This window comes from Rhodococcus sp. OS5 (assembly GCF_056837585.1).
On sequence record NZ_CM166368.1, the window covers coordinates 4,383,740 to 4,398,939 of the forward strand.

A 15,200-nucleotide genomic window follows, 5' to 3' on the forward strand; every position below is an offset into this window, starting at 1 on the left:
GCTCAAGCCCCGGCTTCCACGTTCACGACCGCCTGCGGAGCGTCCAGACGCTTCATCCGGTCGAGGACCGAATCCGCCGTAGGCTCGCGCAATTCGTCGACGATCTTGCCGTCCGCGAGGAACACCACCCGGTCGGCATACGCCGCTGCCCGCGGATCGTGCGTCACGATCACCACGGTCTGGTTGAACTCGTCGACGGCCGCCCGCAGGATCGAGAGCACCTCACCGGAGGACTTCGAATCGAGGTTTCCGGTCGGCTCGTCGCCGAAGATGATCTCCGGCTGACCCGCCAGCGCACGCGCACACGCCACACGCTGCTGCTGACCACCCGAGAGCTCTCCCGGCCGATGATCGAGGCGATCCCCGAGACCCAGCTTGGTCAGGACGCTGTTCAACCAGGTCGGGTCCGCTTTGCGTCCCGCGATGTCGAGCGGCAACGTGATGTTCTCGAGCGCGGTCAGGGTCGGCACCAGGTTGAACGCCTGGAAAACGAAACCGATGCGATCGCGTCGCAATTGGGTCATCTGTTTGTCGGAAAGCGTCGTGAGTTCCGTGTCACCGATGAGAACAGAACCCGAACTGGCGGAATCCAGACCGGCGAGGCAATGCATCAGCGTCGACTTACCGGAACCGGACGGCCCCATGATCGCCGTGAACTCACCGCGGGCGAAATCTGCGGACACCGAACTGAGGGCGTGCACCTGGGTATCTCCGGTGCCGTAGGTCTTGGACAGGCCGACTGCGCGGGCCGCGACATCCTGGGCGTGCGAACTCATGATCGCCTTTCCTGTTCACTTCGGTGCTACTTTGCGGGCGTGACGGGCGCCCGTGAAAACACGGACGCCCGCAATGGTTGGTTCCATCCTGTCGGGTGGCGGGCGCGCCCGCCATCGGGGACCACCCTGATATCTGCGGCCGAGCCGGTCAGGGTCGGGGGAATGCGACCCCTCCTGCTTGTGCGCATTGACTGGAAACAGCGATACGAAGACCGGGCGCACATTAACCTTGTGACACCAATCACACGAGAGAGGCGGCCGAATGTCCGACGCCACCGCTGGAATCATTTTCGATCGGCTAGAGCACTGGGCGACGGTCAAGCCTGATCAAGCAGCGATGACCTTCCAAGGGACCGAATTCACGTGGGCTCAGTGGCGGGACCGCATCTTGCGTATCGCCGCCGCCCTCGCCGAATCAGGCATCGGTGCCGGCGACACTGTCGCGTTCGTCGACAAGAATCATCTGTCCTGTCTCGAAGTCACCTACGCCGCCTCACTACTCGGCGCCGCGAATGTCGTTCCCAACTGGCGACTTTCGAGCGAAGAGCTGGATTACGTCCTCGCGGACTGTGGCGCTCGCATTCTGTTCGTCGGCAGCGAACTACTCCCCCAGGTCGTCGCGATGCGAGACCGCTTGACGGCCGTCGAATCGATCTTCGCCGTCGGCGGTGAACACGACGAATTCGAGCCGTGGATCGACGAGGTCACACCGCTGCACTCCCGCCCCGAGGTGAGCCCCGATGCCACCGCTCTGGTTCTCTACAGTTCCGGGACGACCGGTCGCCCCAAGGGTGTCCAGCTCACGCATCGAAACCTGTTCGCGCACAGCAACAATGTCCTCGAAATCCTGCCGGCCCACGAGGATCACCGATTCTTGATCGCGATGCCGATGTTCCACGTCGGCGGAACGTGCTACGCCATCATGGCAATTCACACCGGTGGCCGCTGTTACTTCACGAGAGAAGCCGACGGACCGTCGATCTTCGCCGGTCTCGCCGCCGGAGCCAACATCGCCTTTCTCGTCCCACCGGTCATTGCCGGAGTCCTGGCCGCAGGCGAGCAGGCGGTCGCCGCCTTCAAAGCATTCAAACGCATCACCTACGGCGCCGCCCCCATGCCGCTCCCACTGTTGCGCGCGGCACTCGCAGCGTGGCCGGACACCGAATTCGTGCAGGTCTACGGCATGACCGAAATGGCAGGCGTCATTACCGCGTTGATGCCGGACGTTCACCGCGACGAGTCGCAGGTCGAGCGCATGGCATCAGCAGGTACGGCGATCCCCGGCGTCGAGATGCGCGTGGTGGACCCCGTCACGCTCGAGGACGTGCCCACCGGAACGACCGGTGAACTGTGGTGGCGATCCGAACAGTGCACACCCGGATACCTGGGCAAGCCTGAGGCGACGGCCGAAACGATTACCGCAGACGGGTGGCTACGTAGCGGCGACATGGGCCGCGCCGACTCCGACGGCTTCGTCTTCATCGAGGACCGCCTCAAGGACATGATCATCACCGGCGGCGAGAACGTCTACTCCCCCGAGATCGAACGAGTACTGGTGGAGCATCCGGCAATCGCCGAGGTCGCGGTCATCGGCGTTCCCGACGACCGTTGGGGTGAAACCGTCAAGGCTGTCGTGGTTCTCACTGCCGAAGCGCAGATCGACGAAGCCGAACTGATCACCTATACACAGGAACGCCTCGCAAAGTTCAAGTGCCCGACCAGTATCGACGTCGTCGAGATTCTTCCCCGCAATCCCACCGGAAAGATCCTCAAACGCGACCTCCGCAAACCGTACTGGGAGAACCGCGAACACAAACTGGTCTGAGTTCGCGTGCTGTAATGGGGCGGTGACTTCGCGCCGCCCCACCACACCCAATCCGACCGATCCGTGCCCGTGCGGCACCGGCAACGCGTTGGCCGAATGCTGCGGCAGGTACATCAGCGGAGTAGCGCACGCACCGACCGCCGAAACCCTGATGCGTTCGCGTTACACGGCTTTCGCTGTGATGGACGACGAATATCTCACGCAGACTTGGCATCCCGACCATCGCCCAGCCCAACTCGATCTCGACCCCGACCAGAAATGGCTCCGGTTGGAGATCCTGGACACCGAACGGGGCGGGCTGTTCGATTCCGACGGCGTCGTGGAATTTCGCGCTCACTACACATTCGGACGCGAGCGGGGAATGCTCCACGAACGCAGTCGATTTGCGCGAACAGAGGGTAAGTGGCTCTATGTCGACGGCGATATCGGTTAGGTAACTCCGGGCACCGCCGCCGCGGATCCCGATAACGCGAGCCCTACGATCGAGTCATGACAACGAACCGGACGAGATCATTTGCCGCTGTCGCTGCCATCGCAGTGGGCGTGAGCCTGACTGCCTGTTCGCAGGACGCGGAGACCACTCCCACGGCAGCCACCTCGGCCGTCACCTCGACCTCGAGTGCAGCAGCGTCGACCACAGAACCAGTCCCGACGGACAGCTCCGACAAGACGTCGGCTGCGGGCACCGAATCCAAGCTCACCGTCGTCGACATCCGAGTGGGCGAGCACGACGGATTCGATCGTGTCGTCTACGAAATGGGCGGAACCGGCACACCCGGTTGGCGCGTCAAGTACGTCGACGCGGCGACGCAGGAAGGCAGCGGTAAGCCCGTGGACATCAAGGGTGCCGCAGTGATCCAGGTCCTGATCGACGGTTCCGCATATCCCTTCGACAGCGGAGTCGAGCAGTACTCCGGCCCCAACCCGGTCCCCGGCGTCGGCGGAGTCGTGACCGAGGTCAACGGGTCCAACGTCTTCGAGGGAGTCACGCAGTCGTTCATCGGCGTGACCGAGAAGCAGCCGTTCACGGTCACGACGCTCAGCGACCCTCCTCGCGTGGTGGTCGACGTGGCCCGCTGAGGCCGCACTTGACCTGAAGTTTGGTTGAGGTTCTACCTTCGTGTCGTACCGGCCACGTAATCTTCGTGGCCGGCGACCGGAGGGGCGAAGTCATGAGTATGGAAGTCACCGCGTGGAACGCGATGTACAACGCGATGCACGCGCAAGAAGATCGGCGCCCGTTCTCGAAGGCGACACTGAAGCGGATCGCGACGTTCGCAGTTCCACAGAAACGCAACCTCAGCTGGTACCTCGTACTGAGTGTCGTCACTGCTGCGCTTGCCGTGGCAACACCTGTCCTGGCCGGGCGCGTGGTCAACGCGATAGTCGGCGGCGACGCCGTCGACGTGGTCGTCAAACTTGCCGCCCTGATCGCACTGGTTGCACTTCTCGAAGCCGCTCTGGGACTGTTGACCCGGTGGCTCTCGGCCAGCATCGGCGAAGACCTGATCCTGCATCTGCGCACCACCGTCTTCGATCACGTCCAGAAGATGCCCATCGCGTTCTTCACCAGAACTCGAACCGGAGCACTGGTCAGCCGTCTCAACAACGACGTCATCGGCGCTCAGCGCGCCTTCAGCGACACCTTGTCCGGAGTGGTCAGCAATCTGGTCACCCTGGTGATCACGCTGATCGTCATGCTCGGGATCTCCTGGCAGATCACCGTCCTCGCGCTGCTACTTCTCCCGATCTTCGTCATCCCCGCACGGCGCATGGGCGCAAAACTTGCAGCACTCAATCGTGAAGCAGCCAACCATAATTCGCTCATGAGCACCCAGATGACGGAGCGGTTCTCCGCTCCCGGCGCGACTCTGGTCAAGCTGTTCGGCCGCCCGTCGCAAGAATCTGCGGAGTTCGCGGTTCGCGCCAGGCGTGTGCGCAACATCGGAGTCCGGACCGCAATGCTGCAGTCCGTCTTCGTCACAGCACTGACGCTGGTCTCGGCCCTTGCTCTTGCCCTCGTCTACGGACTCGGCGGCTTCTACGCGCTGCGCGGACAGTTGGACGCCGGCGCCGTCGTGGCGATGGCACTGTTGTTGACGCGGCTGTACTCACCGTTGACCGCACTGGCCAGCGCCCGGGTGGACGTCATGAGCGCCCTGGTCAGCTTCGAGCGGGTATTCGAGATTCTCGATCTGGCGCCGCTCATCACCGAGAAGCCCGATGCACGCACGGTGCCGCAGGGCCCGGTGTCCGTCGAGTTCAAGAACGTCACTTTTGCTTACCCATCCGCGGACAAGGTGTCTCTCGCGTCCCTGGAGGAAGTCGCGATCCTCGACACCCGCGGCGGCGAGGACGTGTTGCACGACCTGTCGTTCCGCACCGAAGCAGGACAGATGGTCGCCTTGGTCGGCACGTCCGGTGCCGGAAAGTCGACCGTGGCGCAGATGATTCCGCGCCTCTACGACATCGACTCCGGTTCGGTCGAGTTGGGCGGCGTCGACGTCCGCGACCTCAGTGCCGATTCCATCCGGGAGACCGTCGGCATGGTCACGCAGGACGGGCACCTGTTCCACGAGAGCCTTCGATCCAACCTGCTCCTTGCGCGACCGGATGCCACCGAAGAAGATCTGCGTGAGGTTCTGGAGCGCGCACGGCTCACCGACCTGGTTGCGTCGCTGCCCGACGGACTGGAGACCGTGGTGGGTGAACGCGGTTACCGCCTCTCGGGCGGCGAGCGTCAACGCCTGACCATCGCACGCCTGCTCCTGGCCCAGCCTCGCGTCGTCATCTTGGACGAGGCCACCGCGCATCTCGACTCGACGTCGGAAGCTGCGCTTCAGGAAGCACTCGGCGAAGCACTCGCCGGGCGGACTGCGGTGGTGATCGCTCACCGATTGTCGACGATCCGTTCCGCGGACCTGATCCTTGTCGTCGAGGCAGGCCAGATCGTCGAGCGCGGCAACCATGAGGAACTGCTCGCGCGCGGCGGCCGCTACGCCGAGTTGTACCGCACGCAGTTCGACACCAACGCCCGGAAGAACGGCGCCCTCGCACCGACGCCGATCTGATACCGCGCAGCGCCTTGCCCCCCCACACAGAAAACAGGCGCTGTCCTCCTCGCGGAGGGCAGCGCCTGTTTCAGTCTTCATGACAGTCGTTGAAGCTGTATGTCAGTCGTTGTAGCGATCGCGTCCGCCACCGCGGCGGTCGTCACGTCCACCACGATCGTCCCGGCCACCACGGTCGCCACGGCCACTCGGACGACCCTGCGGCGGCCCGAAATCAGGCTGCAGCTGGATCAGGACGCCGGAGATGCGTGTGCGACGCAAAGCTTCGAGAGTCTCGTTGGAGAGGTCGGCCGGCAGCTCGACGATGCTGTGATCCGGGCGAATGCTGATGTGCCCGAAGTCGCTTCGACGAAGCCCACCCTCGTTGGCGATGGCACCGACGATGGCACCCGGAACGACGCGGTGACGCTTGCCGACTGCAATGCGGTACGCGGCCAGCTCCTGGCCCTCGGGCCCACGCGAGCGCGGGGCCGGGCCATCGTCGAAACGACGGGGAGGACGTGGTTCACGAGGCTCGCGCTCACGACGCGGCGGTGCCGGCGGCTCGGGAGAAAGCAAGAATGCTTCGCCGTCGCGCGACTGCAACGCCAGAGCGGCAGCGATGTCGATGAGCGGAACGTCGTGTTCCTGGTCGTAGTCCTCGATCATCTTGCGGAACATCGCGAGATTCTCCGAGGCCAGGCTCTCGGTGATGGAGTCACCGAACTTGGCCACGCGCTGGGCGTTGACGTCGTCGACACTGGGAAGCTGCATCTCCGCAAGCGGCTGACGGGTCGCCTTCTCGATGGACTTGAGCAGATGACGCTCACGCGGGGCGACGAACAGCAACGCGTCACCCTGACGACCGGCGCGGCCGGTACGACCGATGCGGTGGACGTACGACTCCGTGTCATGAGGGATGTCGTAGTTGACGACGTGGGAGATTCGATCCACGTCGAGGCCTCGAGCAGCAACGTCGGTCGCGACGAGGATGTCGAGGGCGCCGTTCTTGAGCTGACCGATGGTCCGCTCACGCTGGGCCTGGACGATGTCACCGTTGATCGCGGCAGCCGAGTGCCCGCGGGCGCGCAGCTTCTCCGCCAGGTCTTCGGTGGCCTGCTTGGTACGGACGAAGATGATCATCGCCTCGAATGCCTCGACCTCGAGGACTCGGGTCAGTGCATCGAGCTTGCGCTGATGAGCAACCTGAATGTAGCGCTGCGTGATGTTCGAGGCGGTCGACGTCTTGGACTTGACGGTGATCTCGACCGGATTGTTCAGGTACTGCTTCGAGATCCGGCGAATCGAGCCGGGCATCGTTGCGGAGAACAGGGCGACCTGCTTGTCGCCGGGGGTGTCGCGGAGGATGCGCTCGACGTCCTCCTGGAACCCCATCTTGAGCATCTCGTCGGCCTCGTCGAGAACGAGGTACTTGAGATTGGTCAGATCCAGGGTGCCCTTTTCGAGATGGTCGATGACACGACCCGGGGTACCGACGACGACGTGTGCGCCGCGGCGCAGGCCCGACAGCTGGACGCCGTAGCTCTGGCCACCGTAGATCGGCAGGACGTTGAGTCCGGGGATGTGCGCGGAGTACTTGCCGAAGGCCTCGGCAACCTGAAGCGCCAGCTCACGCGTGGGAGCAAGCACCAGCGCCTGGGTCTGCTTGATCGACGTGTCGATCCGCGACAGAACGGGAACTGCGAAGGCTGCGGTCTTGCCGGTACCGGTCTGTGCGAGACCGACGACGTCCTTGCCTTCGAGCAGTGGCGGAATGGTGGCAGCCTGAATGGGCGAGGGCGACTCGTAGCCCACGTCTGACAGTGCCTTCAGTACCCGATCATCGATGTCGAGGTCGGCAAATGTTGGGGGTTCGGGGTCACGCTCAATATCACTCATTTGACCAGCAGTTTAGCGGATAGAGTATAGACACGACGACATACCGGGGGTGCTTTTACGACAGATCCACCCTCCCAGCGGGTTTCGCCTAGCGTAGGAAGCATGACCGCAGCCACCGCAGCCACCCCCTCCCAGACCGTTGTCGCGATTGCCCAATTCGCCCCGGGGACGGACAAGAAAGCCAACCTCGAATCACTGCGATCACTGGCTTCCGATGCAGCAGCACGCGGCGCGAAAGTTGTCGTGGCGCCGGAATACTCGATGTTCACCGCACCGAAGACGGATGAGCGTTTGATCGAGTCCGCGGAGGACCTGGACGGCGAATTCGGTTCGGCGCTGGCGTCGGTCGCCGCGGAGTTCGGAATCTTCCTCGTGGCAGGAATGAACGAGCGGATCGACGACGTGAGCAGAATCTCCAACACCCTCGTCGCGATGGACCCGAACGGCGAACTGGTGGCGACCTACCGGAAACTGCATCTCTACGACGCTTTCGGTTACCAGGAGTCGGCCGTGATCCGCGCGGGCGAGATCACCGAACCGCAGACTTTCGGGTGCGACGGCCTGACCTTCGGCCTCCAGACCTGCTACGACCTGCGCTTCCCGGAAGTCACCCGGCGCATCGTCGACGTCGGCGCAGACATCTTGCTCCTGCCCGCCCAGTGGGTGCCGGGTCCGCTCAAGGAAGACCACTGGACCACTCTCGTGCGCGCCCGGGCCATCGAGAACACGATGTACATCGCAGCGGCAGATCAGAGCGCGCGCGGCGGCGCGGGTGCCAGCATGATCGTCGACCCGATGGGCGTCGTGATGTGTTCACTTGGCGAGCAGGTCGGGGTCGCCACCGCACTCGTTTCGGCTGCTCGCATCGCCGAGGTACGCGAGAAGAATCCCGCTCTCGCGCTGCGGAGGTTCACAGTCTCGTCGCGGTGACCTGCAGCGAGTAGCGTCGAACTGGTCGGGGTTCGAGCTTCTCGAGGACAACGCAGTGACCCAGTATCGGGATCGATCTTCCGCCGGCAAATTTCTGGCCGGGCGGCTCGAGACCTTGCGTATCGACAAGCCCGTCGTTCTCGGACTCCCGCGCGGCGGAGTTCCGGTCGCAGCCGAGGTGGCTGCGGCATTGAACGCTCCGCTCGACATCGTGGTGGTGCGCAAGCTCGGCAGTCCGTACAACCCGGAACTGGCGATGGGCGCCATCGGTGAGGGCGGCGTGCGGGTCCTCAACCACGACGTCATCGCAGCGGTTCGCGTCTCGAAAAGAGAACTCGTCGCCGTCGAACGCGACGAGCGAACCGAATTGGAACGGCGGGCGCATCTCCTGCGCGAGGGGCGGACCCCGGTTTCCCTCCACGGACGCACTGCGGTGATCGTCGACGACGGAATGGCTACGGGCGCGAGTGCCGCGGTTGCCTGCCGATGCGCGCGCACCGCGGGTGCTGCCGCCGTGATCGTCGCGGTCCCAGTAGCGTCCCCCGAAGCCATGAGAGTGATCGCGTGCTCCGCCGATCGGGTCGTCTGCCCCTTCGTTCCTGCCCTGTTAGGCGGCGTCGGTGCTGCATTCGAGGACTTCCATCAACTCAGCGACGACGAAGTACTGTCCTTCCTCGCCTGAGTGCACACCTCTCCAGCCTGAGCACAGTCCAAGAGATCTCTGAGAATTTGTGATGTGTGCAACATTTCGCTCCTCGGTGCCGATAGCCCAAATGGAACAAAAAGAATTCGGCTTTCTGGAGGAACCGTGACCATCTCGACCGATACCGTCGACGCCGTCGCAGCTGCGTGCCGTGACCGCCTGGGCGACCCTTCCGCCTGGGTTGCGTCAGACGCTTATCGACAGAGCCTCGCCCTGTGCATCATCGAATCCGTTCAGTCCACGTCGGGCCACAGCGAAGTGACCGTCGTCGATCGCTACCTGGCGTACCGGAAAGCCCGCGAGGACAAACCCGTCACGGATGGCGCACGCGAACTACTCCGCACCTTCGAGGAAGCCGGCAGTTCGGACCAGTGGGCAGGCAAGATCGGCTCGTACAAGCGTCGCTACACGGCGACGGGTGTCCCGATCGAGGCACGGCACATCCAACAGGTCGCCGAGAAACTCCATCACTTGCGGATCAACAGCGTCGAGGACCTGCTGTCGGCCGCCGATTCCGACAACGCTCTCGAAGCCGTTCACCATGCCTGGGTGGACGCGTGCGGAGACGGTTCCGAAGTGACCTGGGCCCACCTGTTGATGTTGGCCGGAATTCCGCACACCGATCTGGGGACCGCTGCCGACACCTTCATCAGCGCGACACTCGGCACCACCGAGTTGCCGGGAGACACCTCGGAGATCCTTGCAGCTACTGCAGAGCAACTCGGAGTGGACCCGGACCGATTGGACTACGCAATTCGGCGGTGGCTGTCCGTGCACGGTCGCACGCTCCAACACGTCGCCTGAGTACCTGTAAACAGGCGGTCACACTAAACTGCAGGTCAGCGCCCGACCAGTTCTACCGAATAGTAACGACAGTGCAAAATGACGACTAATGTGATGCAATGCACATCAGAAATGTCAGTAGTCACTGGAGGGGTCAATAGTGCGCGAGTTCTCAGTTCCACAGTCGTTCTCAATTCCGGAGAACGTATCCATGGCCGACTCCGTGTTCCGTCACGCCGAAGAAGACCCCACATTCGTGCCTTTCAAGAGGCCGTCGAACGGTGGATGGGTCGACGTCACTGCAGCTGAATTCGCGAAGCAGGTCTCCTCAGTTGCCAAGGGCCTGATCGCTTCGGGCGTCGAGCTCGGCGACCGCGTCGCTATCCTGTCAGCGACTCGCTACGAGTGGGTCGTTCTCGACTACGCCATCTGGACTGCAGGCGGATGCACCGTCGCGATCTACGAGACCTCCTCCCCTGATCAGGCGCAGTGGATCCTCGAGGATTCAGCGACGACACTTCTGGTCGTCGAAACGGCCAAGCACGCGGAGACTCACAAGGAAGTCGCCGACGGCGCAGAAGCCCTCCGCGAGGTTCTTGTCATCGAGTCGGGTGCGATCGACGAGCTGTCCAGTCGCGGTTCGGCAATCACCGACGAAGAACTGCACACTCGTCGTCACCAGGTCACCGCTGCCTCGCCCGCGACCCTGATCTACACCTCCGGGACCACCGGACGCCCCAAGGGCGTCCAGCTGACGCACTCCAACTTCTACGCCGAGTCCAACGCCTGCCGCCTGGCGATGCCGGAGTCGATGGTCCCCGGCAAGAAGACTCTGATGTTCCTGCCGCTTGCCCACGTATTCGCGCGGGCGATCTCCTTCGGCGCTTTCGACGCCAAGGTCACCGTCGCCCACACGTCGGACCTGACGACGCTGCTCGAGCAGTTCGCCGGCTTCAAGCCCAACTTCATCCTCTCGGTGCCCCGCGTGTTCGAGAAGGTGTACAACTCGGCTCGCCAGAAGGCAGTCGACGGCGGTAAGGGCAGCATCTTCGACAAGGCTGCTGCCACCGCCATCGAATACAGCGAATCCCTCGAAAAGGGTGGCCCCGGCCTGGCACTCAAGCTCAAGCACGCGGTATTCGACAAGCTCGTCTACTCGAAGTTGCGCGCAGCTCTGGGTGGCGAGTGCGAGCGTGCAGTCTCCGGTGGCGCAGCCCTCGGCGCGCGTCTCGGCCACTACTTCCGCGGCGTCGGCATCCCGATCTACGAGGGCTACGGACTCACGGAGACCAGCGCCGCAATCACCGTCAACACCTCGAGTGCGCAGCGCGTCGGCACCGTCGGCAAGCCGATCAACGGCCATGCAGCACGGATCGCCGAGGACGGCGAACTCCTCCTGCAGGGCCCGGTCGTGTTCGCCGGCTACTGGCACAACGAGAAGGCCACTGCCGAATCCATCGTCGACGGCTGGTTCCACACCGGCGACCTCGGCTCGATCGACAACGAGGGCTACGTCTCCATCACCGGACGCAAGAAGGAAATCATCGTCACCGCGGGCGGCAAGAACGTCGCACCGGCAGGCCTCGAAGATTCCCTGCGCGCGCACGCTCTGATCAGCCAGTGCCTCGTCGTCGGCGACGGTCAGCCGTTCATCGGTGCACTGATCACCCTCGATCCGGAGACTCTGCCCGGTTGGGTCGAGCGCAACGGCCTGCCCGCCGGCACCCCGATTGCCGATCTGGTGAAGAACGCCGACCTGATCGCCGAGATCGACTCGGCCGTTGCCGACGCGAACAAGAAGGTCTCCAACCCCGAGCAGATCAAGAAGTACACGATCCTCGAGGTCGACTTCACCCAGGAGACCGGTGAATTGACGCCGACGCTCAAGCTCAAGCGCAACATCATTCACGAAGCTCACAAGACCAAGATCAGCGACCTGTACGCCTGATCGATCGTCTTTCACGGGTCTGGCCCGGTTCGAATGCGAACCGGGCCAGACCCGTTTCACTGTCCGGCGGAGAGTAGTTCCTTTTCGATCTCGGATGGAAGGCCGTGCACCGCACGATCCTCCCGCTGAGTCGGCAGAGTTTCCCGCTGCATCCACTCCCAGGTATCGCGCACGGTGTCTTCGACGGGCCGGCACCGCAGCCCTGCTTGCCCCGCCTTGGCGGTGTCGGCTTCGAGGAAGCCCGCGAACTCGCCTTCTTGCGGAACCCAACACGGAAGTTGTGTCCACGGCTGCACTCCCGCAGCGGCCAGCCTGTCCTCGTCGATCCACACGAGTTCAGCGTCCGAACCGGTGGCAACCACGCACGCCTGGAGGAGTCCGGAGGTAGTGGTGTGGCCGGACGGGCTGATGACGTCGTATGCCCCGCTGATCCCGGCGGCCAGTCCGGCCAGGACAAAGGTTGCGATGTCGCGGGCATCGACGTACTGCAACGGTCTGGTCGGCACTCCGGGAGCAACGACACGTCCGCCCGCCGCGATACGCTGCAGCCACCACGGCAACCGCCCGATGTCCTCGCGCGGGCCGAGGATCAACCCTGCCCTCGCGAGTAACGCGTCCGGGAAGGATTCCAGGACAGCGAGTTCGGCCCCGCGTTTGGCGGACGCGTAATCGCTGTAGTCATCGGAGGTCGCGGATGCGGCCACCACTGGTGAGGTCTCGTCTACGTGCAAGCCCCATTGGTAGACGGATCCACTGGAGATGTATGCGTACCGGTCGACGTGACCGAGTAAGACGCGCGCATTTTCCCCGATCACTCGGGGGCTACCCGACCAGGTGTCGACGACAAGATCCCATCGACGATCACCGAGCGCATCAACCATCGCACGCTGATCGGTGCGATCCGCAAACAGGACCTCCGCTGTAGGTGGTGGCGCTCCGGTGAGCCCACGATGGAGCACTGTCACCTCCCAGCCCCGGACCAAAGCGTCATCGACGAGAGCGTGGCCGAGGAACCGTGTTCCTCCGAGCATCAACAGCTTCATGAGGGCCATCGTCACTTGAAAAGCGTCGTGCGGCAACACGTTCGTCTGGTAGCGCAATTTCCGGCGACTGAGGCACGGACGAACCGCTCAGATACCTCGTCCGGGATTGAGAACGTTCTTCGGATCGAATGCGGCCTTGACTGCAAGCATCATTTCGCGTTCGGTCTGGCCGACCATGTCCGCCATGTACGGCGCTTTGAGAACCCCGATACCGTGTTCACCGCTGATCGTTCCGCCCAACGCCAGTGCGCCGGCAACGATGTCGTCGAAAGCTCCGCGCGCACGATCCTGCGCACCCGATTCGGCAGCGTCGAACACGATGGTCGGGTGGAGATTGCCGTCGGCGGCGTGACCGAAGGTTCCGATCGTGACGCCGTGGCGATCGGCCGCTTCACGAATGCATTCCAACATGGACGGCAACGCCGGCACTGGCACCGCGACGTCGTCGAGAAGTACCGTGCCCAACGCCTCGAGAGCCGGCAAGGCCATGCGGCGCGCGGCGGTGAACTCTTCACCTTCCACCGGATCGTCGGTGTGGAAAACCTCTCGGGCCCCGGCGCTTTCGCACGCCGCGGCGCAGTCCGCTGCCTCGGCGGCCGCCGACCTACCGTCGCACTGGATGAGCAGCATCGCCCCGGCCGATTCGTCCAGCCCCATCTTGGTCAGCCGATTGACGGCGCCGATGGTGACGTCGTCCATCAACTCCATCTGACACGGTTCGGCCACTGCCGACACGGCGAGGACGGCATCGATCGCGGACTCCGCGGAATCGAAGAAGGCGACCACAGTGGTCGCGGCAGTGGGCGCCGTACGCAACCGCATCGTGGCTTCGACGATGACCGCGAGAGTGCCCTCCGACCCGACGAGCAGATGTGTCAGGTCCAGCCCCGCAACGTTTTTGCGCGTCCGTGCACCGGTACGGATCACACGCCCGTCGGCGAGTACCGCCGTCAGGGCCGCAACGTGATCACCGGTGACGCCGTACTTGGTGCAACAGATGCCGCCTGCATTTGTCGCCAGATTGCCGCCGATACTCGAGATGGACCGGCTTCCCGGATCCGGTACGTACCAAAGACCCTGCTGTGCAGCAGCTTCCGCCAGGTCACCGTTGATCACTCCGGGCTCCACCGTGGCGGTGCGCGCGGCAGGATCGATCTCGAGAATTCGATCCATGCCCGCGACGCTCAAGACGATGCATCCGTCGAGTGCGTTGGCGGCGCCGGCCAACCCGGTACCTGCCCCTCGTGTCACCACCGGAACGGCGAGTTCGTGGGCCACCGCCATGACCGCAACGACGTCGTCGACCGTCTTCGCCTTGACCAGCGCGGCGGGCCTTCCGGCTGCGGTGAGCAGTGATTGATCCCGGACGTACGCACCCATTCGGTCGGGATCGGTTGTCGCCCTGTCCCCCACCGCTTTCTGCAGACGCTCGCCCAACAGATCGATACTCGTGGTCATTGTGTTCGTCCTTCGTAGAATCCGCGCACATGGCGCTCGACCAAAACGGCAGCCTCGTCAACTGCACCGCGCTCGATCGCGTCGGCGATACCCTCGTGCTCTGCCAGCAGTGCGCCGAGCGTGGCCGCCGAGTTCTCGCGCGAGTCGAGTTCACTCAGCAGGTAGCCGGCGATGCTGTCGCGGAGAACCGTCATGACCAACCCGAACGCCTTGTTCCCGCCGGCTCCGGCCAGCGCAACGTGAAAGTCGACATCGGCGTCGTGGAATGCGACCGAGTCGTCGGCAAGGGTTGCGACGCGCATCCGCTCGATCGCATCCCGGGCGCCGTTCGGCACCGCGACGACAGTGCGCAGCGCAGCAGCTTCGAGCAGCACTCGCAATTCGACAAGATCGCCCAATGGAACTGCACCCACCTGCAACGCCGTGCTGAGAGCTGTGGCCGCGGAATCGGCCGTATGCTCGTGCGTCACCCGAGGCCTGGCAGTAGAAGTGGTGTCCGCGCCGGTCAACAATCCCTGCGCTTGCAGGACACGAAGCGCCTCACGGACCGTCGATCGCCCCACCGAGAACGTCTGCGCGAGTTCCTGTTCGGTCGGCAATGCCTCGCCGACGGGAAGCGAGCCGTCGAGTATGGCAGCACGGATTCTTCCCGACACGGCAAGGCTGAGCGGCATGCGCGACAACGGAGTCGTATCCATGCCGCGACGCTACCACCCCTTGCCTGCTTGTCTGACAAACTGTTTAATTGAGGAGATTCGTGACCCGGACCACAACAGAGAAGGTGC

13 protein-coding genes are annotated in these 15,200 nt (G+C 63.8%); 8 read left to right on the forward strand and 5 right to left on the reverse strand.

The features are described 5' to 3' along the window. Positions 1-2: 2 nt before the first annotated feature. Positions 3-776, reverse strand: a complete 774-nt coding sequence (locus ACVZUB_RS20260; protein ID WP_003945134.1) for an ABC transporter ATP-binding protein — start codon at positions 774-776, stop codon at positions 3-5. Positions 777-1,038: 262 nt separating this feature from the next. Between ACVZUB_RS20260 and ACVZUB_RS20265 the strand changes: the two genes are divergently transcribed. From ACVZUB_RS20265 to ACVZUB_RS20280, 4 genes are all read left to right on the forward strand, one after another. Continuing rightward, entirely contained in the window at positions 1,039-2,601 is a 1,563-nt protein-coding gene (locus ACVZUB_RS20265; RefSeq protein WP_003945105.1) for a long-chain-fatty-acid--CoA ligase, read from the forward strand. 22 nt (positions 2,602-2,623) lie between these two features. Continuing rightward, positions 2,624-3,034 (forward strand): YchJ family protein, encoded by a 411-nt coding sequence (locus ACVZUB_RS20270; RefSeq protein ID WP_064689334.1) that lies wholly within the window; start codon positions 2,624-2,626, stop codon positions 3,032-3,034. A 56-nt stretch (positions 3,035-3,090) separates the two neighbouring features. Continuing rightward, complete coding sequence (locus tag ACVZUB_RS20275) at positions 3,091-3,681, forward strand: AMIN-like domain-containing (lipo)protein (protein WP_019749302.1); 591 nt, start codon at positions 3,091-3,093, stop codon at positions 3,679-3,681. A gap of 92 nt (positions 3,682-3,773) precedes the next feature. Then, the gene (locus tag ACVZUB_RS20280; RefSeq protein ID WP_482627701.1) at positions 3,774-5,672 is read left to right on the forward strand and encodes an ABC transporter ATP-binding protein; all 1,899 of its coding nucleotides are present in this window, start codon (positions 3,774-3,776) and stop codon (positions 5,670-5,672) included. A gap of 102 nt (positions 5,673-5,774) precedes the next feature. Here ACVZUB_RS20280 and ACVZUB_RS20285 read toward each other — a convergent pair whose 3' ends face one another. Continuing rightward, positions 5,775-7,550 (reverse strand): DEAD/DEAH box helicase, encoded by a 1,776-nt coding sequence (locus ACVZUB_RS20285; protein WP_003945121.1) that lies wholly within the window; start codon positions 7,548-7,550, stop codon positions 5,775-5,777. Between the two features lie 102 nt (positions 7,551-7,652). Here ACVZUB_RS20285 and ACVZUB_RS20290 point away from each other — a divergent pair, with 102 nt between their 5' ends. From ACVZUB_RS20290 to ACVZUB_RS20305, 4 genes are all read left to right on the forward strand, one after another. Beyond that, a complete protein-coding gene (locus ACVZUB_RS20290; RefSeq protein WP_007736163.1) occupies positions 7,653-8,480 on the forward strand; it encodes a carbon-nitrogen hydrolase family protein in 828 nt (275 codons plus the stop codon). 55 nt (positions 8,481-8,535) lie between these two features. Further along, the gene (locus ACVZUB_RS20295; RefSeq protein ID WP_007736162.1) at positions 8,536-9,162 is read left to right on the forward strand and encodes a phosphoribosyltransferase; all 627 of its coding nucleotides are present in this window, start codon (positions 8,536-8,538) and stop codon (positions 9,160-9,162) included. Positions 9,163-9,288: 126 nt separating this feature from the next. Further along, positions 9,289-9,987 carry a hypothetical protein gene (locus ACVZUB_RS20300; RefSeq protein ID WP_003945151.1) on the forward strand — a complete coding sequence of 233 codons (699 nt, stop codon included), beginning with the start codon at positions 9,289-9,291 and terminating at the stop codon, positions 9,985-9,987. Between the two features lie 139 nt (positions 9,988-10,126). Further along, positions 10,127-11,914: an AMP-dependent synthetase/ligase gene (locus ACVZUB_RS20305; protein WP_482627702.1), complete on the forward strand. Its 1,788-nt coding sequence runs from the start codon at positions 10,127-10,129 to the stop codon at positions 11,912-11,914. A gap of 56 nt (positions 11,915-11,970) precedes the next feature. On the opposite strand, the gene ACVZUB_RS20310 is transcribed toward ACVZUB_RS20305, so the two are convergent. The 3 genes from ACVZUB_RS20310 to ACVZUB_RS20320 all read right to left on the reverse strand — a co-directional run bounded on the left by ACVZUB_RS20310 (position 11,971) and on the right by ACVZUB_RS20320 (position 15,113). Further along, positions 11,971-12,966 carry an NAD-dependent epimerase/dehydratase family protein gene (locus ACVZUB_RS20310; RefSeq protein WP_482628544.1) on the reverse strand — a complete coding sequence of 332 codons (996 nt, stop codon included), beginning with the start codon at positions 12,964-12,966 and terminating at the stop codon, positions 11,971-11,973. A 78-nt stretch (positions 12,967-13,044) separates the two neighbouring features. After that, the gene (locus tag ACVZUB_RS20315; RefSeq protein WP_482627703.1) at positions 13,045-14,415 is read right to left on the reverse strand and encodes an FAD-binding oxidoreductase; all 1,371 of its coding nucleotides are present in this window, start codon (positions 14,413-14,415) and stop codon (positions 13,045-13,047) included. After that, positions 14,412-15,113 (reverse strand): FadR/GntR family transcriptional regulator, encoded by a 702-nt coding sequence (locus ACVZUB_RS20320; protein ID WP_030536920.1) that lies wholly within the window; start codon positions 15,111-15,113, stop codon positions 14,412-14,414. Before ACVZUB_RS20320 ends, ACVZUB_RS20315 begins: the two co-directional genes overlap by 4 nt. Positions 15,114-15,200: the final 87 nt, after the last annotated feature.

Bases quoted from the DNA above. Each gene is read 5' to 3' on its own strand.
- ACVZUB_RS20280 (WP_482627701.1), top strand. From the start codon at position 3,774: ATGAGTATGGAAGTCACCGCGTGGAACGCGATGTACAACGCGATGCAC.
- ACVZUB_RS20310 (WP_482628544.1), bottom strand. From the start codon at position 12,966: ATGGCCCTCATGAAGCTGTTGATGCTCGGAGGAACACGGTTCCTCGGC.
- ACVZUB_RS20275 (WP_019749302.1), top strand. From the start codon at position 3,091: ATGACAACGAACCGGACGAGATCATTTGCCGCTGTCGCTGCCATCGCA.
- ACVZUB_RS20320 (WP_030536920.1), bottom strand. From the start codon at position 15,113: ATGGATACGACTCCGTTGTCGCGCATGCCGCTCAGCCTTGCCGTGTCG.
- ACVZUB_RS20285 (WP_003945121.1), bottom strand. From the start codon at position 7,550: ATGAGTGATATTGAGCGTGACCCCGAACCCCCAACATTTGCCGACCTC.
- ACVZUB_RS20290 (WP_007736163.1), top strand. From the start codon at position 7,653: ATGACCGCAGCCACCGCAGCCACCCCCTCCCAGACCGTTGTCGCGATT.
- ACVZUB_RS20260 (WP_003945134.1), bottom strand. From the start codon at position 776: ATGAGTTCGCACGCCCAGGATGTCGCGGCCCGCGCAGTCGGCCTGTCC.
- ACVZUB_RS20315 (WP_482627703.1), bottom strand. From the start codon at position 14,415: ATGACCACGAGTATCGATCTGTTGGGCGAGCGTCTGCAGAAAGCGGTG.
- ACVZUB_RS20265 (WP_003945105.1), top strand. From the start codon at position 1,039: ATGTCCGACGCCACCGCTGGAATCATTTTCGATCGGCTAGAGCACTGG.